Source organism: Nannocystis sp. (assembly GCF_016714285.1).
GTDB lineage: Bacteria > Myxococcota_A > Polyangia > Nannocystales > Nannocystaceae > Nannocystis.
Window position 1 is genome coordinate 182,880 of record NZ_JADJNN010000008.1, and the last position, 26,085, is coordinate 208,964.

Consider the following 26,085-nt stretch of genomic DNA (forward strand, 5'->3'; position numbering starts at 1 on the left):
AGGCGCTGCTTTTCCGAGCGTCCAGCTTGGGCTACTGAGCTCCGACATGCCCACGCTCCCCTCCCAGCCCCGCCTCGTCGTCGTCGCCGGGCTCGTCTGGATCGGCCCCGGTCGGCTGCTCGTGCAGCGTCGGCCCGCGAGCGCCAGCCACGGCGCCGGCCGCCTGGAACTCCCCGGCGGAAAGGTGGAACACGGCGAGGCGCCGCGCGCCGCATTGACCCGCGAACTCACGGAAGAGTGGGGCCCGGACGCCCGCCTCCTCACGCCGCTCGCTGTCGCCGAGGTGCTCCACCACGTGTATCCGCCGCCAGGCCCGGAGGTCCTGCTTGTGGTCTATCACGTCGACGCGTCGGCGTGGGGCGAGCGCTGGCCGAGCCTCGTGCGCGCCGCCGACGGAGCCAGCGTCCACGCCTTCGATCGCACGGCGCTGCCGCTCGCCGAGTTTCTCGCGGCGGATCGTGGTTTCCTGGCCGAGCTGGCCGCGGGCAAGCACACGCCGGCGTTCGTGGCCGGAGCCGAAAAACCGAGGCAGACGGGCCCCTAGACGCCTGGAGATCGGTCCCGCGCGGGTCCGGCGGCGGCGAGGCGAGACGCCGCGCGCTCACCGCGAGCGCCGCGGTCGCGCGAGGGCGCGCCCGTGCGAGGCCCGCGGGCGCGCCTGGCTCAAGGGACAGCCTGGTAGGTGGCGACCAGGACGATGAAGCCGAGCAGCAGCGGGAGGTAGATGGCGAGGTAGATCCGGCCGAATCTCTTGCGGTCCCCGCGGAGCTTGTCGGCGGTCCGACGCACCAGATCGTCGGCGTCGATCGTGGCGACCAGGCGCCCGCGCTCGGGCTCAGCGATGCCGAGGTCCTGAAGCAGCGGCGCGAGCAGCTGCTCACGCATGCGATCGAGGGCGGCGATGCTGGCCCGGCGCAGCGGTCCGTCGGCGCCGTGCAGGTTGCGGACCAGCAGCGGCGGGTCGTAGTAGTTGAAGGCGACCAGGCTCGAGAGGCCGGTGGCGATCGCGGCGAGGTTGACGGTGATGTAGAAGGGGGCGTCCTTGCCCTCGATGATGAGGATCTCGAGGTACCAGGCGGCGAAGGCCAGCCCGCCCAGGCGTGCGCCCAGGATCCACGCTCGCCGACGCCGCAGCTCGCGGCGCTGGGCGGCGATCAGGGCGCTGACTTCGGGCTCCGGGATCGTGGATGGCGCTTCGGACATGGTGGAAAGGACAGGGTGGAAAGGACAGGGTGGAAAGGACAGGCCGGCGATCACGTGATCAGGCCGGCGGCCGCGAGCGCGGCGCCCCGTAGGCCGACCTCGGGGTCGAGCACGAGGGCGACGGGGATCCGGCGCAGCAGGCCCGACATGCGGCCCTTGGCGAGGAAGCCGGCGAGGAAGCCGGCGCGCAGGCGCGGGCGCAGGCGCAGGCTGACACCGCCGGCGAGGTAGAGGCCGCCGCCCGGCAAGGTCTTGAGCGCGAGGTTGCCGGCCTCGGCGCCGTAGAGGCCGGCGAAGAGGTCGACGGCGCGGACACAGGCCGGGTCGTCGCCGCCGACGCCGAGCGTGCCGATGACGGCGGCGGGGTCGCCCTGGGCCATGTGCTCGCGCGTCGCGGGCAGCTCGGGGGCGTGGCCGCGGGCGACCAGAAATTCGTAGAGGGCGACCAGACCGGGGCCGGACAGGACGCGCTCGTAAGAAACGTGGGCGTGGCGGGCGAGGAGGTGGCGCAGGAGGTCGATCTCGAGGTCGTCGCGCGGGGCGAGGTCGGCGTGGCCGCCCTCGCCGCTGATGATGCGGGCGCCGCCCGGGCCGGGGACGAGGATCGCCTCGCCGAGGCCAGTGCCAGCGCCGAGGACGGCGACGACGCCGTGGGGGTCGCGCTCGCCGGGCTGGAACCAGTCGAGCTGATCGTCGGCGAGCGTGCCGACGCCGAGAGCGACGCCGTGAAAGTCGTTGATGAGGGCGACAGGCAGGCCGAGCGCGCGCGAGAGGTCGTCGGCGTCGAGCTGCCACCCGAGGTTGGTGAGCTCGCAACGCGTGGCGAGCACCGGGCCGGCGACCGCGAACACGGCGGCGCGCACCGACTCACGCCCGGCGCTGAGAAAGTCACGCACGATCGGCAGGAGGCCGGGACCCTGGCTCGGGTAGCGGGCGGCGCGGAGCATGGTCGGCGGTTGGCCGCGCTGCTGCGCGTAGATCGCGAGCGATGTCTTGGTGCCGCCGATGTCCCCGGCCAAAACCTGCATGCGGGTGCTTACATCGATCTCGGGCGAGGGGGCAAGGCATCGCCGGTGCGGAGGCCCGATCGCCACACTGGCGCCGCAGGTTGTTCGCGGATACCTCTTCGCGTGACCGAGAGTTGTGTGTCAGGCGAGCCCGGGGCCCGCGACTGGCAGCATGCGGCGCCCGTGCGGCGCCGTCTCGCGGATCAGGGCCGCCGCGCTGCGGACCCACGCGGGGTGCGCGTTGAGGCTCGGCACCAGGCGCAGCGCCTCGCCGCCGGCCGCCTTGAAGTCGGCCTCGGCGCGGATGCCGATCTCCTCGAGGGTCTCCAGGCAGTCGGCCACGAAGGCCGGGCAAAACACGGCCACGCGCTTGACCCCGCGGCGCGCCAGCTCGGGCAGCACGATGTCCGTGTAGGGACGGATCCACACCGCGCGGCCGAGCCGCGACTGGAAGCTCAGCGAGGTGCTCGCTGGATCGAGGCCGAGGCGGGCCGTGAGCGCCGCCGCGGTCGCGTGGCACTGCGCGCGGTAGCAGTGGCGGTTGGCGGCGACGATCTGCGCGCAGCAGTCGTCGCGGCGCAGGCAGTGCTGGCCCGACACGTCGCTCTTGTGCATGTGCCGCTCGGGCAGGCCGTGGAAGCTGTAGAGCACGTGATCGGGGCGCAGCTCCGCGAGCACCGGGGCGCCGACCTCGGCGAAGGCGTTGATGAAGCCGGGGTCGTCGTAGAAGGGCGGCACGACGCTGAGGTAGGGCGTGTTCCACAGCCCGGCGGCCTCGCGATACACCGCCTCCACCGTCGAGCCGGTCGAGCTCGCGGCGTACTGCGGATACAGCGGAAACACGACGATGCGATCGCAGCCGCGGTCACGCAGCGCGGTGAGGCCGGCGCGGATCGACGGGTTGCCGTAGCGCATCGCCAGCTCGACCTGCAGGTCCGGCAGCGCGGCGCGGACCTGCTCGCACAGCGCCCGGCTGTGCGAGAGCAGCGGCGAACCATCGGGGCCCCAGATCTTGCGGTAGGCCTCGGCCGAGCGCGCCGGGCGTCTGGGCAGGATGATGAGGTTCAGCAGCAGCCAGCGGCCGATCGCCGAGATGTCGAGCACGCGTGGGTCCGACAGGAACTCACGCAGGTAGCGGCGCACCTCCGGCGCCTGCGGGGCGTCGGGGGTGCCGAGGTTGACGAGGAGGACGCCGACAGTCGAGCTGGGCATGGCGAGGCGCGCCATGGTGGACCTGCGCGGCCGGCCCTGCAACCATCGCGCGCGGCTTGACCGCGGCCCGCGCGGCCTGCCACCGTGCGCGCGTGGCGGACCTGATCCCGCTCGCCCCTGGCGACGTGCACGTGTGGCTGACGACCCCGGAGTCGATCACCGACCCGGCGCTGCTCGCAAGCTACGCCGGGTGGATGAACGCCGACGAGACGGCCCGTCACGCCCGCTTCCTGTTCGACCGGCACCGCCACCAGTTCCTGGTCGCCCGCGCCCTCGTGCGCAGCACCCTGTCCCGCTACGCCGCCGTCGAGCGCCCCGACTGGCGCTTCGTCAAGAACCAGTGGGGCCGCCCGGACATCGACCCGGAGCACGGCCTCGGCGACCTGCGCTTCAACCTCTCGCACACCGACGGCCTGGTCGCGGTGGCGGTCGCCCGCGGCCCCGAGCTCGGCGTCGACGTCGAGGACACCTGGCGTCGCTCGCACACCGACCAGATCGCCGAGCACTTCTTCGCCCCGGCCGAGGTCCAGGCCCTGCGCGCGCTGCCTGCAGATCGCCAGCACGGCCGCTTCTTCGAGCTGTGGACGCTCAAGGAGGCGTACATCAAGGCCCGCGGCATGGGCCTGGCGATCTCGCTGCACGCCTTCGCCTACGCGCTCGACGACGCCGCGATCGGCCTGACGATCGACCCCAGCCTCGGCGACGACGCGAGCGGCTGGCAGCTGTTCCTGCACGCGCCGACGGAGCGCCACAAGCTCGCGCTCGCGGTGCGCGACCCCGGTGGTACGCCGGCGCAGCTGCAGATGCGCTGGGTCGTGCCCGGGCCCTGAGCGACTCGCCGGCCAGCGCCGCGGCGATCGCCGCGACCAGAGCGGAGCGACTCGCCGGCCAGCGCCGCGGCGATCGCCGCGACGAGAGCGGAGCGACTCGCCGGCCAGCGCCGCGGCGATCGCTGTGGCCAGGCGCCGGGCCTGAGCTACTCGCCGGCCAGCTCCGAGGCGATCGCCGCGGCCACGCGGGCGACCCGCGCGGCGGCCTCGGCGGCCTCACGTGCCGCTTCAGCCGTTGCCTCCGCGGCCTCGGCCTCGCGCGCCAGATCTTCGGCCGCGGCCGCCGTCTCGCGGGCGATTCGCTCGGCCCGGTGGCGCTCGGCCGCGACGCGCAGCTCGCCCGCCTCCGGCCCGCGCAGCAGCAGGCAAGTCAGCGGGGGCAGGGTGATGCGCAGCGAGAAGGGCCGATCGTGGGCTGGCTCGGGCTCGGCCTCGAAGCTGTCTGCCAGCGACACGATCGCCGTCTGTTCATCGCCGCTGTAGGCCGCCGCGTCGCTGCGATCGATCAGGGTCCAGCGCCCCTCGGCGGGCACGCCGATGCGCTGCTCCGTCCACGTCACCGGGGTGAAGTTCAGGGCCACGAGCATCACCGGTCCGCGGCTCGGCAGGCGCATGTACACCGCCAGGCTGCGCTGGCGATCGTCGACCACCATCCACTCGAAGCCCGCGGGATCGTGGTCGAGCTCGTGCAGCGCCGGGTCGGCGCGGTAGAGCTGGGCCACGCGACGCAGCCAGCGCAGCGCGCCCGCGTGCGCCGGCGATCGGAGCAGCTCCCAGTCGAGCTCGCGCTCGTGGCTCCACTCGCGCACCTGGCCGAACTCGCCGCCCATGAACAGCAGCTTGCGGCCCGGCGTGCTGAACATGTACCCGAGCAGCAGGCGCAGGCCGGCGAACTTCGCGGGCGTGTCCCCGTACATCTTGCGGATCAGCGAGCCCTTGCCGTGCACGACCTCGTCGTGCGACAGCGGCAGCATGTAGCGCTCGTTGTACGCGTACCACATGCGAAAGGTCAGCTCGTTGTGGTGCTGCGCGCGCGTGACGGGGTCGCGGCCGAGGTAGCGCAGGCTGTCGTGCATCCAGCCCATGTCCCACTTGAGATCGAAGCCGAGGCCGCCGCGCTCGACCGGGCCGGTGACCAGCGGCCACGCCGTCGACTCCTCCGCGATCGTGATCACGCCCGGGTGGCGCGCGTGGATCGTCTGGTTCAGCGCCCGCAGGAAGGCGACCGCCTCGAGGTTCTCGCGCCCGCCGTGCGCGTTCGGCTGCCACTGGCCGGGCTGACGCGAGTAGTCGAGGTAGAGCATCGAGGCCACCGCGTCGACCCGGATCGCGTCGACGTGATAGCGCTCGATCCACATGGACGCGGAGCTGAGCAGGAAGGCCCGCACCTCGTGGCGCCCGTGGTTGAAGATCAGCGTGTTCCAGTCCGGGTGCACGCCGCGGCTCGGGTCGCGGTGCTCGTAGAGATAGGTGCCGTCGAAGCGGTGCAGCCCGTGCGCGTCGCCCGGGAAGTGGCCCGGCACCCAGTCGAGGATCACCCCGATCTCGGCGCGGTGCAGCTCGTCGATCAGGTACATCAGCGCCTGCGGCCCGCCGTAGCGGGCGCTCGGGGCGAAGTAGCCGCTGGTCTGGTAGCCCCACGATCCGTAGAAGGGGTGCTCGGTGAGCGGCATGAACTCGACGTGGGTGAAGCCCAGCGCCCGCACGTGCGCGACCAGCTTCGCCGCGATCTCGCGGTAGCCGAGCCACGCGCCCTCGGGCCCGCGCAGCCACGAGCCGAGGTGCAGCTCGTAGACCGAGATCGGCGCGTGTCGACCTTGCCGCGCGGCCCGCTCGCGCAGCCACGCGTCGTCGCGCCAGGCGTACTCGAGGTCGGCGATCCGCGAGGCCGTGTGCGGCGGCAGCTCCGTGGCCAGCGCGCAGGGGTCGGCCTTGTCGAGCACCTCGCCGCGCATCCCGATCACACGGTACTTGTAGAGCATCCCGACCGCCGCCTCGGCGACGCGCCCGATCCACAGCCCGCCGCCGCCGCGCGCGAGCGGGTGGCGGAAGGGGTCCCAGTCGTTCCACTCGCCGATCACGCTGACGTGGCGCGCGTTCGGGGCCCACACCGCGAACTGCACGCCGCCCTCGGCGAGCAGCTGCGCGCCGAGCTTTTCATACAACCGCAGGTGCGTGCCCTCGGCGAGGTAGTGCAGGTCGTCGGCGCTGATGCTGGGGTCTTGGGTCGGCCGCGCGAGGTAAAGCCGCGGATCTGCGGGCGCCTCGGGCACCTCGGGTACCTCGTCGGGCAGATACAAGATGGCGTCCGCGCTGGCCGCGAGCACCTCGGCGGGGCTGTCCTTCGGGACAGGTACATCGTCGCCGAGGTACACGATCGCCTCGGTCTGCACGGCCACCTCATCGCCCGAGACGTCGACTGTCACCGCGGCCTCGGCCTCCGCCTCGGCCTGCTCCGGCCTGGCCTTCGGGACAGGTGCATCGTCGGGCAGGTACAGGATCGAGTCGGCGTTGCTGGCCAGCACCGCCGCTGCCCTGGGCTTCGCCCGCGCCGTGCCCTGCTTCGTCTCCCTCGATGGTTGCCGCGGACGCTTGCTCATGCCACCTCGTCGGACGCGCTTTTACCGGGGAGCCGCCGCGAAGAGAACCCTGACGCGTGAATTTTCGGTCACGGCCTCGCCGCGGTCTGCGGACGGGCGCCCCCAACGGCGCCGGCAGCTGTGCCCCATCGGTGTGGGCGGCTCAGGTCGCCGCGGTGATCCACAGCACCACCAGCGAACGCGGCGCCATCTCGTAGTGCGTCTGTCCAGCGTTCAGCGGCAGCGCGACGGTCTCGGCCACCCGCGTGTCGATCAGCCGCGCCCACGCCGACGCGACCGGCGGCAGGGCGAAGTGCAACGGTTTGGCCGATCCGTTGATCAACACGAGGAAGCTCTCGCCGTGCAGCGTCGCGCCCGGACCGATCGCGTCGCCGATCGCGTCGCCGCCGAGCAGCATCCCGAGCGCCTTGCCCGTCGACCAGTCCTCCGGGCGCAGCTCCCCGCCCTCGGGTCGCAACCAGCACAGGTCGCGCAGGCGACTGCCCGGCAGGCCCGCGCCGGTGAAGAAGTGGCCGCGGCGCAGCACCGCCGCCTGGCGCAGGCGCAGCGCGTGGCGGAAGAACGCCAGGGTCTCCGCGTCGGCCGCGGCCCAGTCGATCCACGACACCCGGTTGTCCTGACAGTAGGCGTTGTTGTTGCCGCCCTGGCTGCGACCCAGCTCGTCGCCCGCGCACAGCATCGGCACGCCGAGCGACACCGCCAGGGTCGCCGCGAAGTTGCGGACCATCCGCGCCCGCGTGGCGGCGATGTCCGGATCGTCGCTCGGACCCTCGACGCCCCAGTGGGCCGCCAGCTCGTCGTCGCGGCCGTCGCGGTTGCCCTCGCCGTTGGCCTCGTTGCGCTTGCGCGTGTACGAGACCAGGTCGCGCAGGGTGAAGCCGTCGTGACAGGTCACGTAGTTGATGCTCGTGTGCGGCCCGCGTCCGGGTCGCTGGAACAGGTCGGACGATCCGCTGAGGCGGTACGCCAGCTCGCCGAGCTGGCCCGGATCGCCGCGCCAGAACCGGCGCACGCCGTCGCGGTAGCGGTCGTTCCACTCGCGCCACGGCGGCGGGAAGCCGCCGAGCTGGTAGCCCCCGGGGCCTGTGTCCCACGGCTCGGCGATCAGCTTCACCCCGCGCAGGACCGGGTCCTGATGCAGCGCCGCCAGGAAGGCGCTGGCCCGCTCGACCTCCGCGCCGCGCCGCGACAGCGCCGGCGCCAGGTCGAAGCGAAACCCGTCGACGTGCATCTCGGTCACCCAGTAGCGCAGGCTGTCGAGCACCAGCTGCAGCGTCTGCGGGTGGCGCAGGTTCAGGGTGTTGCCGCAGCCGGTGAAGTCGATCGTCCGCCGCGGGTCGTCGGGGTCGAGCAGGTAGTAGCTGCGGTTGTCGAGCCCGCGCAGCGACAGCATCGGACCGTTCGCCCCGCCCTCGCAGCTGTGGTTGTAGACCACGTCGAGCAGCACCTCGATGCCCGCGGCGTGCAGCGCCTTCACCATCGCCTTGAACTCATGCACGGCTGCCCCGGGCCGGCGGTCGTGGGCGTAGCGGGCGCTCGGGGCGAAGAAGCCGAGCGTGCTGTAGCCCCAGTAGTTGACCCGCCCGCGCTGCTGCAGGTGCGGCTCGTCGAAGATCTCGTGCACCGGCAACAACTCCACCGCCGTCACCCCGAGCGATCGCAGGTGCTCGATCACCGGCGTCGTCGCCAGCCCCATGTAGCTCCCGCGCAGCCGCGGTGGCACGCCGGGGTGCAGCTGCGTCATGCCCTTCACGTGCAGCTCGTAGATCAGCGTCTCGCTCCACGGCCGTCGCGGCGGCCGGTCGTCGCCCCAGTCGAAGTCGTCGGCCAGCGCGACGCACTTCGGGGCCATCGCCGCGTTGCAGCGCTCCAGCAGCGTCGGCTCGGGGCCACCCGCCAGCACCGGCGGCGCCTCGCTCGGCCAGGCGATCGCCCGCGCGTAGGGATCGACCAGCAGCCGCTGCGGGTCGTGCAGCAGCCCCGCCTCCGGCGCGAAGGTCCCGTGCGCCTTGAGCCCGTACAGCTGGCCGGCCACCAGCCCCGGCAGAAACCCGTGGTGCACGTGCCCGCTGCGCCCCGGCAGGGCGATCGTCGCCGAGGGTGCCGCGTCGACCCCGGTGAACAGGCACACGTCGATCCGCGAGGCCGTCGACGAGTAGACGGCGACGTTGATCCCACCCGCCTCACAGTGCGCCCCCAGCGGCTGGTCTGCGCCCGGCAGCGCCCTCAACACAGGTCCTGACATCGTGGCGAGCACTGTATCGTCGGCGCAGCGCCGCCGCGCGTGAGCGCCGCGACGCCGCCGACCCCCGCTTTTTGCTTGCGGGCCATGGCCCAGCTGATACCTCCGTCGCCATGAACGCCTCGCCCTCACCCGCGCGCCGGATCGTCGGCGTCACCGTGCCGCTGTTCTCGCTGCGCAGCGCCAGCTCGTGGGGCATCGGCGAGATCGGCGACCTGCCGGCGCTCGCCCGCCTGCTCGCGCCCGCCGGCGTCGGCCTGATCCAGCTGCTCCCGATCAACGAGATCGCCGGCGGCAACACCTCGCCCTACGGCGCCCTCTCGGCCTTCGGCATCGACCCGATGTACATCAGCCTCACCGCCGTCGATGACCTGCGCGCGCTCGCCAACGTCGAGGCGCTCGGCCACGACGGCGCGCGCCGCCTCGACGCCCTGCGCGCCGCCCCCGGCGTCGACTACGAGGCCGTCCGCGAGCTCAAGCGCCACGCCCTGATCGCCGGCCTCAAGCGCTTTCATCACCACGAGCTGCGGGCCCACACCCCGACCCCGCGGGCCCGCAGCTTCCACGCCTTCGTCGCCGCCCACCGCGGCTGGCTCGACGCCTACGCCCTCTACCGCGCGATCAAGGACGACCAGCACGGCAAGCCGTGGTGGGAGTGGCCGGCCCCGCTGCGCGAGCGCGAGGCCGCGGCGCTGCGCCAGGAGGAGGCCCGCCTCGGCGACGCGGTCCTCTACTTCAAGTACGTCCAGTGGCTCGCGCACAGCCAGTGGGCCGACGCCCGCGCCGCGCTGCGCCACCAGGGCGTCGAGATCATGGGCGACCTCCCCTTCATGGTCGACCGCGACTCCGCCGACGTCTGGGCCGAGCGCCGCGAGTTTCGCCTCGACATGTCGGTCGGCTGCCCCGCCGATCAGTTCGACGAGGACGGCCAGGACTGGGGCCTGCCGCCCTACTACTGGGGCGTCATGGCCGGCAACGACTTCGCCTGGCTGCGCCGCCGCGCCCGCTACAGCGGCGAGCTCTACGACCGCTTCCGCGTCGACCACCTGGTCGGCTTCTTCCGCACCGCGATGCGCCCCTACGACGCCCGCCGCGACGCCAAGGGCAAGCTGGTCCCCGCCCGCTTCGACCCGCCCGACGAGCACAGCCAGCGCCTCCACGGCGAGCGCGTGGTCGGGGCCATGATCGCCGCGGCCGCGGAGACCGGCGCCCGCCTGGTCGCCGAGGACCTCGGCTCCGTCCCCGGGTACGTCGGCCCCGCGCTCGCCAAGCTCGGCGCCCCCGGCTACCGCGTGCTCATCTGGGAGAAGGACGGCGAGGTCTTCCGCGACCCCGCCAGCTACCCCGCCCGCAGCGTCGCCTGCTTCGGCACCCACGACACCGCCCCGGTCGCCGCGTGGTGGACCCACCTCTCGGAGCCCGAGCGCGCCGCGGCGCTCCAGCTACCTGTCCTTCGCGACATGTCCCCGGCGCCAGGCAAGCGCTTCACCGTCGACCTGCACGCCGCGCTCTTGCGCCTGATCTGCGGCGCCGGCTCCGAGCTGGTGCTGCTGCTCCTGCAGGACCTGCTCGGCACCCGCGACCGCATCAACGTCCCCGGCACCGTCAAGCCGAGCAACTGGACCTACCGCCTGCCCAAGCCGATCGAGGCGATGGCCAGCGACCGCAGCGTCCGTGCTGCCCTGACCCGCCTCGGCGCCGCCATCGACGCCACCCACCGCGACCGCCCGCGCCCACACTAGGCGCGGGGGTCGACTGCGCCGCTCACACGAACGCGAATCAGCCCGGCAGCACGCAGATGCCGACGTTCTCGTAGCCCGGGAACGCCATCATGTAGAAGGGCACGCACTCCTCCGCGCCGGTGCAGGTCATCTCGTCGAGCGCGCAGAAGGGGGCGCAACAGCCGTACTCCATCGTCACGCAGCCCTCCTGAGTGGCCGCCTCGGCACAGTTGAGGCCGGGCAAGCAGGCGTTGGCGAAGCTGCACGCATCGCCGTCCATGCCGCCGTTCTTCGGGTCGGGCGTGAAGCAGAACCCCGGCGGTCCCGACATGCTGTCGCCGTAGCACGCGCCCTGACCGGGGCAGTCCTGCAGCAAGGGATCGCAGAGCGACAGGCAGATCGGCAGGGTCCCCTCGTTCGCGTCGGCGAAGCACAGGCCGTCGCCATTCGACGTGTTGGGACAGTCCAGATCCTTCGAGCAGTACTCGACGCAGGCGCCGTTCTTCAGCTCGGCGTCGACGCTGAGGCAGATGAGCCCCTTCGCGCAGTTGTCGATGCCGCTGAACATGTCCATTCCCTCGACGGCGCAGTCGTCACCGGCCTGGCCCGTTCCCATCACTGGCACGCACTTGTTGGCGTTCCACGCGTCGCCGGGGATCTTGCCGTAGGACGTACACTTCGATCCTTCCGGGCAGTCCTGCTGGATCGCGTCGCACTCGACGTTAACTCCGCCCGTCGGATCGTCCGTGGTCGACGCGTCCGTGGTCGGCGTGTCCGTGGTCGGCGTGTCCGTGGTCGGTGTGTCGGTGGTGGTGCCCGCGTCGCCTGTGGTGCCCGGATCGCTGGTCGGGGTGCTGGTGGCGCCGTCTGTGGCGCCGCCGCTCGACCCCTCCGACGCCGTCATCCCCTTGTCGTCGCCGCACGCAGCCGCGACCAGACAGACCAACCCAAACGCGCGTAAATGCCCAATTTTATTCATCATCCCAATCCCTTTCGCCGGCCCTCAGATCATCACGCCGGACCCCGCCGCGTCAACCCACCTGTCCTTCGTGCCAGCCGCGGCCCCCGTGTCCCCCATGACCCCCATGACCCCCATGACCCCCATGACCCATGACCCCATGACCGCATGACCAAAGTGACAGGCCCCGACGACTCGCCCGACCGCCCCGCAGCTCAGTCGTCCGATCCCTGAAGCCCACGACCGGCATCCCGTCCAGCCGCGATCTCCCGGCCCTTCCGAGGTCCACGGCCATCATTCCTCGCATCTTCGTTTCACATGCAGATATTTACGTAGTTCATCGCACGATGCTGGGCCTCACTGCGCTCCGCCCATGCACCCGTCCCGCTGGAAGCCAGCGTGAAGCCCTCTTGAAGTGGGCGAGCGACTGACGTATGCGCGGTGCTGGAGTCTCCGCCCATGTCGCTCGCGCACCGCCTCCCGCTCATCCTCACCGCACCGCTCCTCCTCCTCGCCTGCGCCGACGGCGGTGATTCGAGCCACTCCGGCGGCCAGGGCAGCAGCCCCACGGTCGCCACCTCGGTCACCACCGTCAGCGGCAGCGCCAGCGCCAGCGACACCAGCGACAGCGCCCCCGAGCCGACCGGCGGCAGCGGCAGCGCCGAGGCCGGTGAGACCGGTCCAGCGACCACCGCTCCGATGACCGGCGAGGCCACCAGCGACGACCCCGGCAGCACCAGCGCGGTCACCAGCGCCAGCAGCACCACAAGTCCGGTGACGACCGTCGACCCCGACACGGGCGGCAGCACGGGCGACTGCGCCGAGATCGCCGAGAAGGCGATGAACAAGAAGCAGCCCGCCGACATCATCTTCGTGATCGACAACTCGGGCAGCATGCAGATCGAGGCCGCCAGCGTAAAGGCCAACATGAACGCCTTCTCGACCAAGATCATCAACAGCGGCATCGACGTGCACGTGGTCCTGATCTCGGCCATCAGCGGCAGCACCGGCATGTGCATCGATAAGCCGCTCGGCAGCGGCGGCTGCCCGGCCAAGGACACCAACCTGCCCAAGTTCCTCCACATCAACGACGAGGTCGGGAGCAACAACCCGCTGCAGAAGCTGCTCGACCACCACCCCGACTGGAAGGACCAGATGCGGGTCGACGCCAGCAAGCACATCGTCGTCGTCTCCGACGACGACAGCGACCTCGCGGCCAACGCCTTCGACACCGCCTTCAAGGCGCTGGACCCCAGCTACAAGGACTACAAGTTCCACGCGATCGTCGGCGCGAAGGACTCCGGCGACGTGCTGTGGTGCGTCAGTGACCCGGTCTGCTGCGCCTTCACGGCCGCGGCCGGCAAGGTCTACCTCGAGCTCATCAACAAGACCGACGGCGTATACGGCGACCTGTGCAAGCAGGACTTCACCCCCGTGTTCAACACGCTCTCGACCGAGGTGATCCAGAACGCGGGCCTGGCCTGCGAGTGGGCGATCCCCAAGCCGATGAACGAGGACGTGATCGACTACGACAAGGTCAACGTCGACTTCAACGACGGCATGGGCAACGTGCTCCCGATCGGCAAGGTCGACAGCCCGGCCGCCTGCGCCGACGTGGTCGACGGCTGGTACTACGACGACCCGAACATGCCGACCAAGATCCTCGTGTGCCCGCAGACCTGCGCCAAGATCCAGCTCGCGCCGATGGCCAGCATGGCGATCAAGTTCGGCTGCGAGACGATCATCGCCCAGTGACCGGGCGCCCGCGTGGGGCCGGACGAAGCGCGACCGCGGCGAGGGACTGCGCCTCGCACCGCGGCGAGGCGCCTCCCGCTCACAGGCCCACGAACTGCTGCATCGGCACGCCGACGCGCTGGGCCCACGCGTCCTCGTTGTGCATCGCCCCGGGCTCGTAGACGTACCAGAGGTCGTCGCCCTCGCTGTAGCCGAGCCCGGTCAGGACGTCGCGCAGCTGGGCGTTCTCGCAGTAATTGTCGGCCGCGCCCGGGTCGTCGTCGTCGACGCCGTCCATGTCCGCGTCGCCGCAGGTGCCCTGGCCGCCGGAGTCGATGTAGATCGCGAAGTCCCGCTTCCCGGCGGCCGCGTAGCGCTCGATCATCGTCTCGTTGTGCAGGGAGATCGAGCCCCAGCCCATGGTGCCCGAGAGGCTGATCGCCATCGCGTAGCGCTGCGGGTAGAGGTCGGCGATCACCAGCGAGACCAGTCCGCCGAGCGAGGAGCCCATGGTGCCGACCACCGCGGCCTCGCCGTAGGCGGCCTCCATGCGCGGCCGGATGACGCCGTCGACCAGCTCCGCGTAGGCCTCGGCCTGCCCGCCGATCATGTCGATGTCGATGATGTCGGGGACGTGGGTGTACTCGTCGAGGCGGGCCGGGGTGTTGTCGACGCCGATCAGCAGCAGCTCCGGCGGGGCGCTCTCCTGCAGCTTCCAGTAGCCGAAGGCGGCCTCGGGATCGAAGAGGTTCTGGCCGTCGTGGACGTAGAGCGCGTGGGTGAAGGCGCCGTCCTGGGGGACCAGCACCTGGAGATCCCGTGGGCCGAGGCCGGCGCCCTCGAGGCCGAACCAGCGCTCGAGGTGGGCCGCGCTGGCGCGCACGAGCGAGATGCGACCGTTGGCGTCGTAGTCGTAGCGGCGGCCGAGTGGGTCGGCGATCCAGTCGTCGGCGGCGAGGTCGTGGAACTTGTAGCGGCTGCCGTCGGGCGCGGGCAGCTCCGCCTCGGCCCACCACAGCGCGCCGGTCTGCTGCAGGTCGGCGCCGGCCCAGGCGTCGTGGTCACCCGCGAGCTGCCACTGACCCGGGCCGCACAGGCAGGCGAACAGGTAGCTGCCGCCCTGGCTCTGCACCGGCAGGCCGCCGCGCCCGGCGATCGTCTGCAGTGCCTCGTCGGGGTCGACCTCGCCGGCGATCGCCATTCGCAGCAGCGCCTCGTCGTCGGGCAGCGCCGGGCCGCCGGTGGTGGCGTCGTCGGTGGTGGCGTCAGTGGTGGCGACGTCGGTGGTGGCGCTGCTCGTGCTCGCGTCGGTGGTCGGGGTCGGCTCGCCGGTGCTCGTGGCCACGGTCGTGGCCCACGAGTCGGGGCCGTCGGTCGAGCTGGCCTGGGTGGTCGAGGGGCCGCCCGCGTCGGGCGAGCAGACTGTGAGTGCCAGCGTGGCGAGGAGCGGGGGGAGGCGCACGCGCGCGCTTGTAGCAGCTTCGTCGCCGAAAATCACAAGGCGCCCGGCCGCAGTGCGGTCGGACGCCTCGAAGTGAATGGCGGAGGAAGTGCCAGCGAATGCTAGCGGAGCGCCTCGCGCAGACGCGGGAGGGTGTCGGGGATGACGACGCTGACGAGGATACCGAGCGAGGCCTTGCTGCAATCGACGGCCATACCCCAGCGGTACTTGGGGTCGAGGTCGATGACGACGATCATGACCTGACCGTCCTCACCGAGGCGCAGCATGGTCTGGTGGAGGTAGTCAGGCACGGGGAGGCCGGACTTCTTGATCGTCTCGCCGATGCGCTCGCACAGGATGTTGAAGAGGGCGCAGGCCTTGGGGGAGCTGCGGATGCCGGCGACGGACATGCCAGACGATTTGCTGAACACGTCCGCGGCAGCCAAGCCGCCCTGCAAGCCGTCTTCGACCTCGGCCATCAGTGCATTTACGGTCTTCAGGTTCATTTCGAGGTTCCTTCGTGATCTCTGGCGGTCGCGGTCTCGCGGCCCAAGCCGAACGCCCCGGCATCCTAACTCGCTTCCGGGGCTGACTCCATCAAATTTTCAACCCGGGCCCAGGTGGCGCTGGACTGTCGCGGGCGGCCCCAGGCTGGCCAAATCAGGCCAGGAAAACGACGTCTGCTGGCGCGTTCGCGGGCCCGGCGGGTCGCCGAGCGTTCAGAAGCTCAGGCCCCGGATCGGGTCTGGCTCGTCCTTCTGGCTCTCCTTGAGGTAGTGCTGGGCCGCGCGGCGAAGCAGCGTCTTCAGCTCTTCGGTGTCCCAGGGCTTGGTGACGTACTGCCACATGAGGCCCTCGTTGAGACCGCGGATAACCACATTGATGTCCGCATAACCAGTGATGAGGATGCGGACGGGCGTCGGGTTAATCGCCTTGAGCTTGCCGAACAGCTCCACGCCGGTCATCTCCGGCATGCGCTGGTCGCTGAGGACGAGGTGGATCTCTTGATCGCGGAAGATCTGCAGCGCCTCGGCGCCGGAGTTGGCCGTGTGGACCTTGAACATGTCGCGGAAGCTCTCCTCAAGCGTGTTGAGGATGCCGCGCTCGTCGTCGACGATGAGCAGGGTCAGCGTCTTCTTGTTCTCGGTCCCGAGGGCGCCGGTCTTCTGGTATTCCTTCCAACTCATGCGATACCTCGCTGTCTCGGCCTGCGCCGCGGACGGGCCGAATGTCGGGGAACCAATTGGGCATGGGCATGGGCACGGGCCGGGCTGGCCGTGGCGGTCCCAATGGTGTCATTCGTTGGGGAGAGCGCGCTCACGGTAGGTCTCCTGTACCACCGTCCGCGCCGCGTACGTAGCGAAATGTGGACGCGAAGTGGCGGATTCCCGGCGCCTCGACCTCGAATCGCAGGCCGTGGCGCAGTTTGGGGCCCTTCTCCTCGAACACGCTGCGGATTACGTCGGCGACGTACTCGAGGTGCTCAAAGGTGTAGACGCGCCGGGGGATGGTGACGCGGCACAGGTCGAGGTTCGGGCGGATGTTCTCGCCGGTGTCGGGGTCGCGGCCGATGAGCACGCTGCCGACCTCGACCGCACGCACGCCGCCCTCCTTGTAGAGCTCGGCGCACAGCAGCTGCGCGGGGAACTCGTCCTCGGGGACGCCGGGGAAGAACTTGCGGGCGTCGATGAAGACCGCGTGGCCGCCGATCGGCTCGACGATCGGCACGCCGAACTTCTGCAGGAGCTCGCCGAAGCGGCGGACCTGGCCGATGCGGTAGGCCAGGTACGACTCGTCGGTGACCTCGCGCAGGCCCTGGGCCAGCGCCTCCATGTCAGCGCCCGACATGCCGCCGTAGGTGTAGAAACCCTCGAACAGGATCGTCGGGGCCTTGAGGCGCTCGTACAGGAGGTCGTCGCGCACCGCGATGAAGCCGCCCATCGGCACCAGCGCGTCCTTCTTGGCGCTCATGATGCACGCGTCGGTGTACGAGCACATCTCCTGCACGATCTCTGGCACGGACTTGTGGGCGTAGCCGGTCTCGCGGGTCTTGATGAAGTAGGCGTTCTCGGCGAAGCGGGCGGCGTCGAGGACCACGAGCAGGCCGTACTGGTCGGCGACGCGGCGGACCTCGCGGATGTTGGCCATCGACACCGGCTGGCCGCCGCCGGAGTTGCAGGTCACGGTGACGAGCACGTAGGCGACGTGGCGGGCGCCGTACTCGCGGATGACGCTCTCGAGGCGGGGGATGTCGATGTTGCCCTTGAAGGGGTGGTAACCCTCCGAGGTGCGGCCGGCGTCGATTGTGCAGTCGATCGCGCGACCGCCCGCGAACTCGATGTGGGCCTTGGTCGTGTCGAAGTGCGAGTTGCCGGGCACGATCATGTGCTTCTTGATCAGCACGAAGTCGAAGACCCGCTCGCCGGCGCGGCCTTGATGGACCGGGATGGTGTAGCGGTAGCCCATCGACTCGCGGATCTGCCGCTCCATCTCGAAGAAGGAGCGCGAGCCGGCGTAGGCCTCGTCGCCGATCATCATGCGGCCCATCTGATGGACCGAGAGGGCCCCGGTGCCGCTGTCGGTGATGAGGTCGATGTAGACCTCGTGCGAGCCGAGGCGGAACAGGTTGTTGCCGCAGGCTTCGATCCTGCGGACCCGCTCCTCGTACGGCAGCAGCGAGATCGGTTCGACGACCTTGGCCCGGTACGGGATGATCTGTCGCTCAGGTTTCCTCATGTGCTCCCCACGGAGGTGGTCTTCGGCGCCTCCGCATCCACCGGGAAGCGGATGAGGAAGGTGACGCCGGTCGGATCGTTGCGCCGCACCGAGATGGTGCCGCGGTGCTCCATGATGATTCGGTAGCTGATCGAGAGGCCGAGCCCCGTGCCCTTGCCGACCGGCTTGGTGGTGAAGAACGGGTCGAAGATCTTCGACATGTTCGCCTCGCTGATGCCCTCGCCGTTGTCCGAGACCGTGATCTCGACGAAGCCCTCGTTCTCGCGTGTGCGCACCGCGACCTCCCCTCCACGCTGACACGCGTCGATGGCGTTGTTCACAAGGTTTAGTACCACCTGGTTCAGCTTCGCTGGGAAGCACGAGTGCGGGCGTGCCAGCCGCAGCTCGGACACCAAAGTCACGCCTTTGTCGCGCGCGTTGTTGCCGAGGATCATCAGCGTCTGGCGGATGCCCTCGTCGATGTCTGCGGTCTGGAATTGCGCCTCGTCGAGTCGGGCGAAATTGCGCAGCCCGAGCACGATCTCCGCCATGCGATCGAGGCCGATGAAGCTCTCCTCGAGCACCTTCTGCGTGCGCGCGAGCAGCTCCTCGATCGAGCCCTCGTCGGCCTCCTTGCGGCGCAGGACGTAGGTGAAGAAGTCGCGGAGCATGTCGAGCTGCCGCGGCGGCGGGAGCGAGCCGAGCTCGTTGCTGACGTCCTTCACGTCGGCGGCGAGGGCCTTGTCCTGGGCCAGCTTCTCGAGCGTGGTGCGGCCGGCGGCGATGCGCTCCGACTGCGGGCCGTCGACCCGCGCGAGCCAGTTCGTGGCGGCCAGGCGGCGGCTGACCGAGGTGACGCGGGCGTGGGCGAGGTGGGTGTTGTTGCGGCTGAAGGCGAGGGGGTTGTTGATCTCGTGGGCGACGCCGGCGGTGAGCTGGCCGAGGCTGGCGAGCTTCTCGCTCTGGACCAGCTGGGCCTGCGAGGTCTTGAGCTCGTGCAGCTGCTCCTTGACGGTGTCGTAGAGCTGGTTGTTGGTCAGCGAGACGGCGGCCTGGCTGGCCAGCGAGAGGGTGAGCTCGAGCGACTGGTCGTCGTAGGGGATGACGACCTCGTCGATGTTGCCGGCGCGCAGCTCGGCCGCCCGCGAGGTCTTGCGGTTGATGAGCTGGAGCACCCCGATCACGCGGTCCTCCTGGTTCTTCATCGGCAGGACCAGCATCGAGCGGGTGCGGTAGCCGGTGCGCTGATCGAAGGCGGGGCTGAAGCTGAACTCGGCGCGCGGGTCGAGCTCGTAGACGTTGGGGATGTTGAGCGGCTCACCGGTGGCGGCGACGTAGCCGGCGAGGGTCGACTTGCTGACGGGGATGGCGAACTTGACGAGCTCGAGGTCGGGCAGCGAGTCGTTCTGCGAGCTGGTGAAGCGCAGGCGACCCTGGCCCTCGTCGTCGCGCTCGAGGATGTAGAGCGAGCCGGCGTCGGAGCTGGTGAAGTCGCGGGCCGTGGTGAGGATGAAGTTGAGCAGGCGCTCCGGGTCGCGCTCGGCGGACAGGGCGATGCCGATGCGGTTGAGCTTGGTGATCTCGCCGGCGAGGCGGCGGCGCTCGTGCTCGAGGGCGAAGCAGCGGTCGGCGGCGGCGGCCTCGCGCACGGCGCAGCGCAGCGCGACGGCCAGCGCCTGCGGGTCGCCGTCGGGCGGGAGGATGAAGGAGAGGGCGTCGCCGAGGCGCTCGCGCAGGTTCGCGGCCGCGGGCGCGGGCAGCAGCGCGAGCACCCGCAAGGTGTGTCCGGGGGCGACGCGCAGCTCGGTGCCCTGCAGCGCCTCGTCGAGCAGCACGACGAGCGGCCGGCCGCGGCGGTTGCTCAGGGCCCGCTCGAGCTCGGCACGGTCGAGCGCTCGCAGCTCGCCAGGGAGGCCGGCGCCAGCCGCCGCGAGCGGGGACTCGGCGAACGAGCGCGAGCACAGCACGAGCGGTCTGGACTCGTCGGGGGCATGCACCGAAGCTGTCTCATTCGAATGCACCTGGGTGGCCATGGTCGGGGATGCGGACGGCAAACACAAGCGAAACGGCGGCGCTGCGGCCCACAGCGGACGCCGGTGTATGCACACAGGTCGCGTGGGGCCGCGAGGCCGCGGTGATGTGAGCGAGGCTCGCGGCGGGCGCATGTGTTCGCCGCGCGGCTCGGCACACATCGTCCGCGGATGCACGTGGCTGCGGCGCTGGGCTCGGCATCGGCGATGCGCCCGGGTGCATCGCGCGACGTCGCGCGCCGCGGCGTTGCGTTCGGTGGCGACACAAAGGGCGCCGCATTGGCCGACGCATTGGCCGACGCAATGGCCGCCGCAATGACACATTGGCCGCCGCATTGGGAGCCGCATTGGCCGCCGCACTGGCTGACGTCGGTGGCGACGCCGGTGCATTGCACGTGCCCGCTGGCGCGGCGGGCACGTGCAGGATCTCAGTCGACCTTGGGCAGGGCCGCCATCGCGGCCTCGATCGCCTCGGCCGGGTACTCGTAGTCGGCGAGGCTGCCGTTGTTGAACGCGTCGTAGGCCGACATGTCGAAGTGGCCGTGGCCGCAGAGGTTGAACAGGATGACGGGCGATGTGCCGGCCTCGGTGGCCTTGGTCGCCTCGCGGATGACCTGGGCGATCGCGTGGGAGGCTTCGGGGGCCGGGACGATGCCCTCGCTGCGCAGGAACACGCGGGCCGCGGTGAAGGCCTCGAGCTGGCGGACCGCGTGGGCCTCGATGATCTTCTGATCGTAGAGCTCGCTGATGATGCTGGCCATGCCGTGGTAGCGCAGGCCGCCCGCGTGCACCGGCGGCGGGATGAAGGCGGCGCCGAGGGTGTGCATCTTGATCAGCGGGGTCATGCCGGCGACGTCGCCGAAGTCGTAGGCATAGACGCCGCGGGTGAGGCTCGGGCAGGCGGCCGGCTCGACGGCGAGGATCCGGATGTCCTTGTCGTGGGCCAGCTTGTCGCGCACGAAGGGCAGGGCGATGCCGGCGAAGTTGCTGCCGCCGCCGGTGCAGCCGATGACGATGTCGGGGTAGTCGCCGGCGCGTTTGAGCTGCAGCATCGACTCCTGCCCGATGATGGTCTGGTGCATCAGGACGTGGTTGAGCACCGAGCCGAGGGCGTACTTGTACTTGCCGCCGCTGGTCGCCGCGGCCTCGACGGCCTCGCTGATCGCCATGCCGAGGGAGCCGGTGTTGTTCGGGTCCTTCTCGAGGATGGCGCGGCCGCAGTTGGTGAGGTTGCTCGGGCTCGCGTTGACCGTGGCGCCGAAGCTCTGGATCATCGAGCGGCGGTGCGGCTTCTGGTCATAGCTGACGCGCACCATCCACACGAAGCACTCGAGGCCGAAGAAGTTGCAGGCCTGCGAGATGGCGGTGCCCCACTGGCCCGCGCCGGTCTCGGTGGTGAGGCCCTGCACGCCCTCTTGCTTGTTGTAGAACGCCTGCGGGACGGCCGTGTTGAGCTTGTGGCTGCCGCTCGGCGAGCCGCCCTCGTACTTGTAATAAATCCGGGCGGTGGTCCCGAGGGCCTTCTCCAGCCGGCGCGCGCGCAGCAGCGGCGTCGGGCGCCACAGCTTGTAGATCTCACGGACCTCCTCCGGGATCTCGATGAAGCGCTCGCGGCTGACCTCTTGCTTGATCAGCTCCATCGGGAACAGCGGGGCGAGGTCCGCGGGTCCGATCGGCTGATGCGTCCCCGGGTGTAGCACCGGGGGTAGCGGTCGCGGCAGGTCGGCCTGGATGTTATACCAGCGGGTCGGGATCGCACTCTGTGGCAGGTCGAATCGCGTCACGGACTCAGTCATTCGCGGCTCCAATGCGGCCCATGATATCGCGGTCACAAGCCCGCGGGAACACTCGATCGTCGATCGCTTGCACGGCGAGCGGCGCGACTTCGCGGCGGAGCGTGGTCGTCGCGATGGGTCGATGCGCGTACACGCGTCGGTGCGGCGCGCGGCGGTGCTCGCAGGATGACTCTTGGGACATGTCCCAAGGGTCACTGGCAGAATCGCCGCGTCGCGCGCGAACGCCCGAGGGGTGCTGGACCGGGGCGGCCTGATCGGCGGCCTGATCGGCGGCCTGATCGGTGGCCCGATTGATGGCCCGCGGTGGCCAGTCAGGCGGGTCAGGGGCGGGGCTGGTGGGGGCGGACGGGGAACTCGCCGGCGCGCAGGCGCGCGAAGTATCCGCGGTAGGCGGTCATCGTGACGCCGCCGAAGAGCAGCATGATCGGGATGTTGACCCACAGCATGATGCCCGTGCCGACGGCGGTGATGTTGTCCAGCTCCTCCTCGGTGGTGATGACACCGGCGCAGGCGACGACGATGCTGACGCAGTAGAAGATCTTGTAGGGGAGGACGCTGCGTCGGCCGGCCATGTAGACCATGCCCTGCTCGCCGTAGTAGGCCCACGAGATCATGGTCGAAACCGCGAAGAGCCACGACGCGATCGCGACCATCCATTTGCCGAGGCCCGGTGAGACGCGATCGAAGGCGTGGCTGGTGAGGGCGGCGCCGACGTAGTCCTTGTAGACCTCGGTTGTGTGGAGCGTCGGCGCGACGGCGAGCGGGCCACCGGGGGCGCCCACGGGGGCCCACGTGACGGCAAGGCGATCTCCCTCGTCGGGCCCGTTGGTGTCGTCGGGCCCGTGGGTGTCGACGCGGACGACGGTGCCGGTGACGCGGCGCAGGTCGGTGCCGCTGCCGACGTCGACGGCGCCGTAGCGGGCGAGCAGGAAGACGTTGTCGCCGAGGCGCCAGTCGCTGCCGCTGATGGCGAGGCTCTCGGGGCGCTTGGGCGGGAGCGGGGTGTCGGGCAGGTCCCACACGCCGGGCTCGACGGCGACGAAGCCCGGCGGCGTGACGAGGGCGGCCTCGCCGTCGCGGTTCCAGGCGCCGCTCGAGAGCACCACCAGAGAGGTGAGGGTGCAGACGACGATGGTGTCGATGAAGGGCTCGAGGCCGGCGACCACGCCCTCGCGCACGGGCTCGGTGGTCTTGGCGGCGCAGTGGGCGATCGGCGAGGAGCCCTGGCCGGCCTCGCAGGAGAACAGGGCCCGCTTCATGCCCCACAGCACGGCCATGCCGAAGGTGCCGCCGACGAAGGCGCCGCTGGCCTCGGCGGGGTTGAAGGCGCTGACGACGATGAGGCGGAGGATGCCGGGGACCTCGCCGATGGTGTGGCCGAGCACGTAGAGCGCGGCGATCAGGTACATGCCGCACATCGCCGGGACGATCGCGCCGGCGAAGGCGCCGATGCGCTTGATGCCGCCGAGGATCACGAGGCCGACCAGCACCGCCAGGATCACGCCGACGATCGGCTGCGGCACGCCGAAGGACTCCTCGGTGACGACGCCGACGTTCCAGGCCTGGAACATGTTGCCGCCGGTGATCGTGGAGATCAGGAGGGTGATGCAGAACAGCACGCCGAGGGTGCGGCCGAGCCAGGCGAGCTTGGGGCTGCGCTGGCGCAGGCCGTCGTCGATGACCCACATCGGGCCGCCGCTCGGCTCGTCGGGGTTGTCGGTGCGGCGAAACAGCATCGACAGGGTGACCTCGGTGGTCTTGAGGGCCATGCCGGCGAGGCCGACGACCCACATCCAGAACACGGCACCGGGGCCGCCGAGAGCGATCGCCACGGCGACGCCGCCGATGTTGCCGAGGCCGACGGTGGCCGAGAGCGCGGCGGAGAGGGCCTGAAAGTGGTTGATGGCGCCGGGGTCGCGGGCGTCATCGTAGGCGCCGGTGATGACGCGGACGCCGTGGGTCAGCGCGTGGTACTGGCAGAAGCCGCTCCAAATGGTGAACAGGAGGCCGACCGCGAGGACGATGTAGAGCACGCTGTCGTGCCAGATCACCGCGTTGATGGCGGTCAGCCAGTCGTTGAGGCCCGTGCGCAGCGCGTCCATTGCATGTGCCCTTCGCCGGGCGACCGGGATGATGACAGGGGGCCGGCGCGCTGCGCAACGCCGGCGATGGCGGCCGCCCTACGCGGGGTGGCGGCGTCTTCAGGGCTTGCTGGTGGGCTCGGGCGCGGGTGCGGGCGCGGGCGGGGCGGCAGCGGGCGGGGCAGTTGCATCGCTCGGGGCAGTTGCATCGCTCGGGCCTGCTGCCGACGCCGGGGTTGGCGTGGGCGGGGCCACCTTGCCGTCGACGAAGCGCGGGGCGTCGGGGCGGAGGCCGTGCGGGACCTCGACGCGCTCACCGATCGTGACGAGGTCGCCGTAGCGGAGGATGTTGACGCGCGCGAGCAGGTCGGCGAACTCCCACGAGCTCTCGTAGTTGATGGCGCCGGGGAACTCGACCTTGCCGTCCTTGTCGGGCTTCGGGAGCTCGGCCTTGAAGGTCTTGGTGGGCGGGCCGTAGAGGCGGGTGAAGTTGGCGCTGGTCTCCTCGAAGTCCTTGAGCGCGAGGGCCTGATCCTTGTGGGTGCGCTGGTAGGAGGCGTGGCGCAGCGGGTAGCTGGCGTCGTCGAAGACGTAGAGGAGGCGGCCCGTCGAGGGCGTGCGGGCGCGGTCGCCGAGCTGGTCGCTGGAGACCTTGGGGCAGCTGAAGCGCAGCTGCGGGTTGGCCTCCCGCTTGCTGCGCTTGTTGACCCACGAGGCGGCGGTGACTGCATCCTCGCCGCGGGCCTTGGCGTCGGCGATGCGGGCCTTCTCGGACTCGCGGCGCTTGTCCATCATGGCCCGGATCGAGGTGTCGGCGCACTTGAGGTTGCGCTTGTAGACGAGGCTCTCGATCTCCGGGAACATCGAGCTGCCGATCGTGGCCTCGAAGGCGACGGTGACCGGGGCGCGCGGGCCGGGGCCGGGGTCCTTGAACTCGAACTTCCACGCCTCGGGCGCCTGGCCGGGCAGCAGCGAGGACAGGCCGGCGAGCGGGTTCTTGTCGGTTGTGGGCGCGGTGTTCTCGGCGGGCGGCGGGGCCTGGGGCGTGGGCTCGCTGCAGGCGAGGAGGCCGAGCGCGAGGCCCGTGACGCCGACGAGGCCGGCGAAGTGAACGAGGCCAGGGACAGGAACGGAGCGGGTGCGCGAGCGGAGCGATGGGTGCATGGCCAGGGGTGAAGCTACCCAAAGTGCGGCGAAGCGCCGCCCGGGGGCTGGTGGACGGAAAGCGCCGCCGTCGGCACGAGGTCGACGGCGGCGCGCGGAGGGCGAAGCCCTAGCACTTGTCGGGGTCGACGGTGACGATGTCGGCGCACAGCGGGCCGAGGGCGCCGGCGATGGCGTTCTGGTCGTCGGGGGTCACGCCCTTGTTGGTCATGGCGGTGAAGAGGTGACCGACGAGGGCGTCGAAGTCGGCCTTCTCGATGCCCATGGCCATCCCGTCGAGGAGGTCCTTGTGCGAGGTGATCATGTCGAGGCAGGGCTTGGCGGCGCCGACGTTTGGATCGGCGGGGGCCGGGGCGTCGACCTCCTTGCCGTAGATGTCGGCGATCGGCTTGGCGCCGCCGACGGTGGCGCTGGCGACCTGGCGGACCAGGCAGGTCTTGAGGCGCGTGAGGTCCGAGGTGGCGAAGAAGCTGTTGATGGTCGCGTCCATGGCCACGAGGGGGACGAAGCTGTCGGCGTCCTCGAGGCCGCCGATGACGCTGGCGATGCCGGGCTTGCGGCCGATCCGCTGGTAGACCGTGACGTCGTTGTTGGCGTCCTCGACGATGTCGGGGGCCATGCCGGCGAGCACGTCGATCACGGCGGCCTTGTCCTCGGCCGTGAGGGTCGCGACCTCGTCCATCGCCGCGCCGAAGTCGGTGGCGAGGTCGGTGAAGTCGGCGGTCGAGATGCCCATGCCCGCGTGGGCGGTCTTCATGTCCATGCAGCCGTAGACGACGCCGGCGCAGCCGACCGCCGCGCCGACCTGGGTCGCGAGGCAGTTGGTGAGGTTGCCGCCGTCGACGTCGGTGGTGAGGAAGTAGGCGTTGATGCCCTCGTTGACGAGGACCTTGCCCACGAAGCTGTTGATCACGGCCTCGACGCCGGCCTGGCCGCCGAAGTTGGTGCAGATCGGGCCGTCGGCGGGCTCACCGGTGGAGCCGCTGCCGGTCGGGGTGTCGGTGGCGCTGCCGGTCGGGGTGTCGGTGGCGCTGGCCGTCTCGGTCGCGCTGGTCGGGCTGCCGGAGGTGCTTGCGTTTTCGGTGTCGTCGCCGCCGCCAACCACGCAGGCTGGCAGGAGGCCAACGGCGCCGACGAGGGCGAGGGATGTGAAGATTCGAAGGGCCATGGGTTCAACTTCTCCTGGGTTAGTGGGTCGCAAGGTGCTTCGCGGGCGAACGCGGCCGGAGGACCCCGCGAGCGGGTCCGGCGTCCAAGAATGTGTCATGCGCTGCAGCGTCGCCCGGGCGCGAAGTACCTCCGCCCGCGGGCCAGTGTGCCACGGGTCGAGGGGCGAGTGCGTGTCGTGGGC

At 70.7% G+C, this 26,085-nt stretch carries 19 protein-coding genes; 4 read left to right on the forward strand and 15 right to left on the reverse strand.

Annotated elements, in window-relative coordinates; translation table 11 throughout:
• Window positions 1–46: 46 nt before the first annotated feature.
• Window positions 47–544, forward strand: coding sequence for an NUDIX domain-containing protein (locus IPJ59_RS15910; protein ID WP_293252180.1), 498 nt, complete (start codon window positions 47–49; stop codon window positions 542–544).
• 119 nt (window positions 545–663) lie between these two features.
• Here IPJ59_RS15910 and IPJ59_RS15915 read toward each other — a convergent pair whose 3' ends face one another.
• The 3 genes from IPJ59_RS15915 to hemH all read right to left on the reverse strand — a co-directional run bounded on the left by IPJ59_RS15915 (window position 664) and on the right by hemH (window position 3,422).
• Window positions 664–1,203 carry a hypothetical protein gene (locus IPJ59_RS15915; protein ID WP_293252182.1) on the reverse strand — a complete coding sequence of 180 codons (540 nt, stop codon included), beginning with the start codon at window positions 1,201–1,203 and terminating at the stop codon, window positions 664–666.
• Window positions 1,204–1,253: 50 nt separating this feature from the next.
• Window positions 1,254–2,231, reverse strand: coding sequence for a glucokinase (glk, locus tag IPJ59_RS15920; protein WP_293272358.1), 978 nt, complete (start codon window positions 2,229–2,231; stop codon window positions 1,254–1,256).
• Between the two features lie 120 nt (window positions 2,232–2,351).
• Window positions 2,352–3,422 carry a ferrochelatase gene (gene hemH, locus IPJ59_RS15925; protein ID WP_293252186.1) on the reverse strand — a complete coding sequence of 357 codons (1,071 nt, stop codon included), beginning with the start codon at window positions 3,420–3,422 and terminating at the stop codon, window positions 2,352–2,354.
• 92 nt (window positions 3,423–3,514) lie between these two features.
• Here hemH and IPJ59_RS15930 point away from each other — a divergent pair, with 92 nt between their 5' ends.
• On the forward strand, window positions 3,515–4,252 hold the full coding sequence (locus tag IPJ59_RS15930) for a 4'-phosphopantetheinyl transferase family protein (RefSeq protein ID WP_293252188.1): 738 nt from the start codon (window positions 3,515–3,517) through the stop codon (window positions 4,250–4,252).
• 146 nt (window positions 4,253–4,398) lie between these two features.
• Here IPJ59_RS15930 and glgB read toward each other — a convergent pair whose 3' ends face one another.
• Window positions 4,399–6,852 (reverse strand): 1,4-alpha-glucan branching protein GlgB, encoded by a 2,454-nt coding sequence (glgB, locus tag IPJ59_RS15935; RefSeq protein WP_293272359.1) that lies wholly within the window; start codon window positions 6,850–6,852, stop codon window positions 4,399–4,401.
• Window positions 6,853–6,994: 142 nt separating this feature from the next.
• Entirely contained in the window at window positions 6,995–9,097 is a 2,103-nt protein-coding gene (gene glgX, locus IPJ59_RS15940; protein WP_293252192.1) for a glycogen debranching protein GlgX, read from the reverse strand.
• A gap of 110 nt (window positions 9,098–9,207) precedes the next feature.
• Here glgX and malQ point away from each other — a divergent pair, with 110 nt between their 5' ends.
• Window positions 9,208–10,836 carry a 4-alpha-glucanotransferase gene (gene malQ / locus IPJ59_RS15945; RefSeq protein WP_293272360.1) on the forward strand — a complete coding sequence of 543 codons (1,629 nt, stop codon included), beginning with the start codon at window positions 9,208–9,210 and terminating at the stop codon, window positions 10,834–10,836.
• A gap of 37 nt (window positions 10,837–10,873) precedes the next feature.
• Here the strand turns inward: malQ and IPJ59_RS15950 are convergent, their stop codons facing one another.
• A complete protein-coding gene (locus tag IPJ59_RS15950) occupies window positions 10,874–11,719 on the reverse strand; it encodes a ribulose phosphate epimerase (protein WP_293272361.1) in 846 nt (281 codons plus the stop codon).
• A gap of 513 nt (window positions 11,720–12,232) precedes the next feature.
• Here IPJ59_RS15950 and IPJ59_RS15955 point away from each other — a divergent pair.
• The gene (locus IPJ59_RS15955; RefSeq protein WP_293252196.1) at window positions 12,233–13,528 is read left to right on the forward strand and encodes a vWA domain-containing protein; all 1,296 of its coding nucleotides are present in this window, start codon (window positions 12,233–12,235) and stop codon (window positions 13,526–13,528) included.
• A 79-nt stretch (window positions 13,529–13,607) separates the two neighbouring features.
• On the opposite strand, the gene IPJ59_RS15960 is transcribed toward IPJ59_RS15955, so the two are convergent.
• The 9 genes from IPJ59_RS15960 to IPJ59_RS16000 all read right to left on the reverse strand — a co-directional run bounded on the left by IPJ59_RS15960 (window position 13,608) and on the right by IPJ59_RS16000 (window position 25,902).
• Complete coding sequence (locus IPJ59_RS15960; RefSeq protein WP_293252198.1) at window positions 13,608–14,969, reverse strand: alpha/beta hydrolase-fold protein; 1,362 nt, start codon at window positions 14,967–14,969, stop codon at window positions 13,608–13,610.
• A 101-nt stretch (window positions 14,970–15,070) separates the two neighbouring features.
• Window positions 15,071–15,454, reverse strand: coding sequence for a hypothetical protein (locus IPJ59_RS15965; RefSeq protein ID WP_293252200.1), 384 nt, complete (start codon window positions 15,452–15,454; stop codon window positions 15,071–15,073).
• 213 nt (window positions 15,455–15,667) lie between these two features.
• On the reverse strand, window positions 15,668–16,135 hold the full coding sequence (locus IPJ59_RS15970) for a response regulator (protein WP_293252202.1): 468 nt from the start codon (window positions 16,133–16,135) through the stop codon (window positions 15,668–15,670).
• Between the two features lie 130 nt (window positions 16,136–16,265).
• On the reverse strand, window positions 16,266–17,684 hold the full coding sequence (locus tag IPJ59_RS15975; protein WP_293252204.1) for a tryptophanase: 1,419 nt from the start codon (window positions 17,682–17,684) through the stop codon (window positions 16,266–16,268).
• Window positions 17,681–19,696, reverse strand: a complete 2,016-nt coding sequence (locus IPJ59_RS15980) for a GAF domain-containing sensor histidine kinase (protein ID WP_293272362.1) — start codon at window positions 19,694–19,696, stop codon at window positions 17,681–17,683. Before IPJ59_RS15980 ends, IPJ59_RS15975 begins: the two co-directional genes overlap by 4 nt.
• A 425-nt stretch (window positions 19,697–20,121) precedes the next feature.
• Window positions 20,122–21,489 (reverse strand): TrpB-like pyridoxal phosphate-dependent enzyme, encoded by a 1,368-nt coding sequence (locus tag IPJ59_RS15985; protein WP_366524603.1) that lies wholly within the window; start codon window positions 21,487–21,489, stop codon window positions 20,122–20,124.
• Window positions 21,490–21,809: 320 nt separating this feature from the next.
• Complete coding sequence (locus IPJ59_RS15990; RefSeq protein ID WP_293252210.1) at window positions 21,810–23,591, reverse strand: alanine/glycine:cation symporter family protein; 1,782 nt, start codon at window positions 23,589–23,591, stop codon at window positions 21,810–21,812.
• A 99-nt stretch (window positions 23,592–23,690) separates the two neighbouring features.
• Complete coding sequence (locus IPJ59_RS15995) at window positions 23,691–24,734, reverse strand: hypothetical protein (RefSeq protein WP_293272364.1); 1,044 nt, start codon at window positions 24,732–24,734, stop codon at window positions 23,691–23,693.
• 109 nt (window positions 24,735–24,843) lie between these two features.
• Entirely contained in the window at window positions 24,844–25,902 is a 1,059-nt protein-coding gene (locus tag IPJ59_RS16000; protein ID WP_293272365.1) for a globin family protein, read from the reverse strand.
• Window positions 25,903–26,085 lie beyond the last annotated feature (183 nt).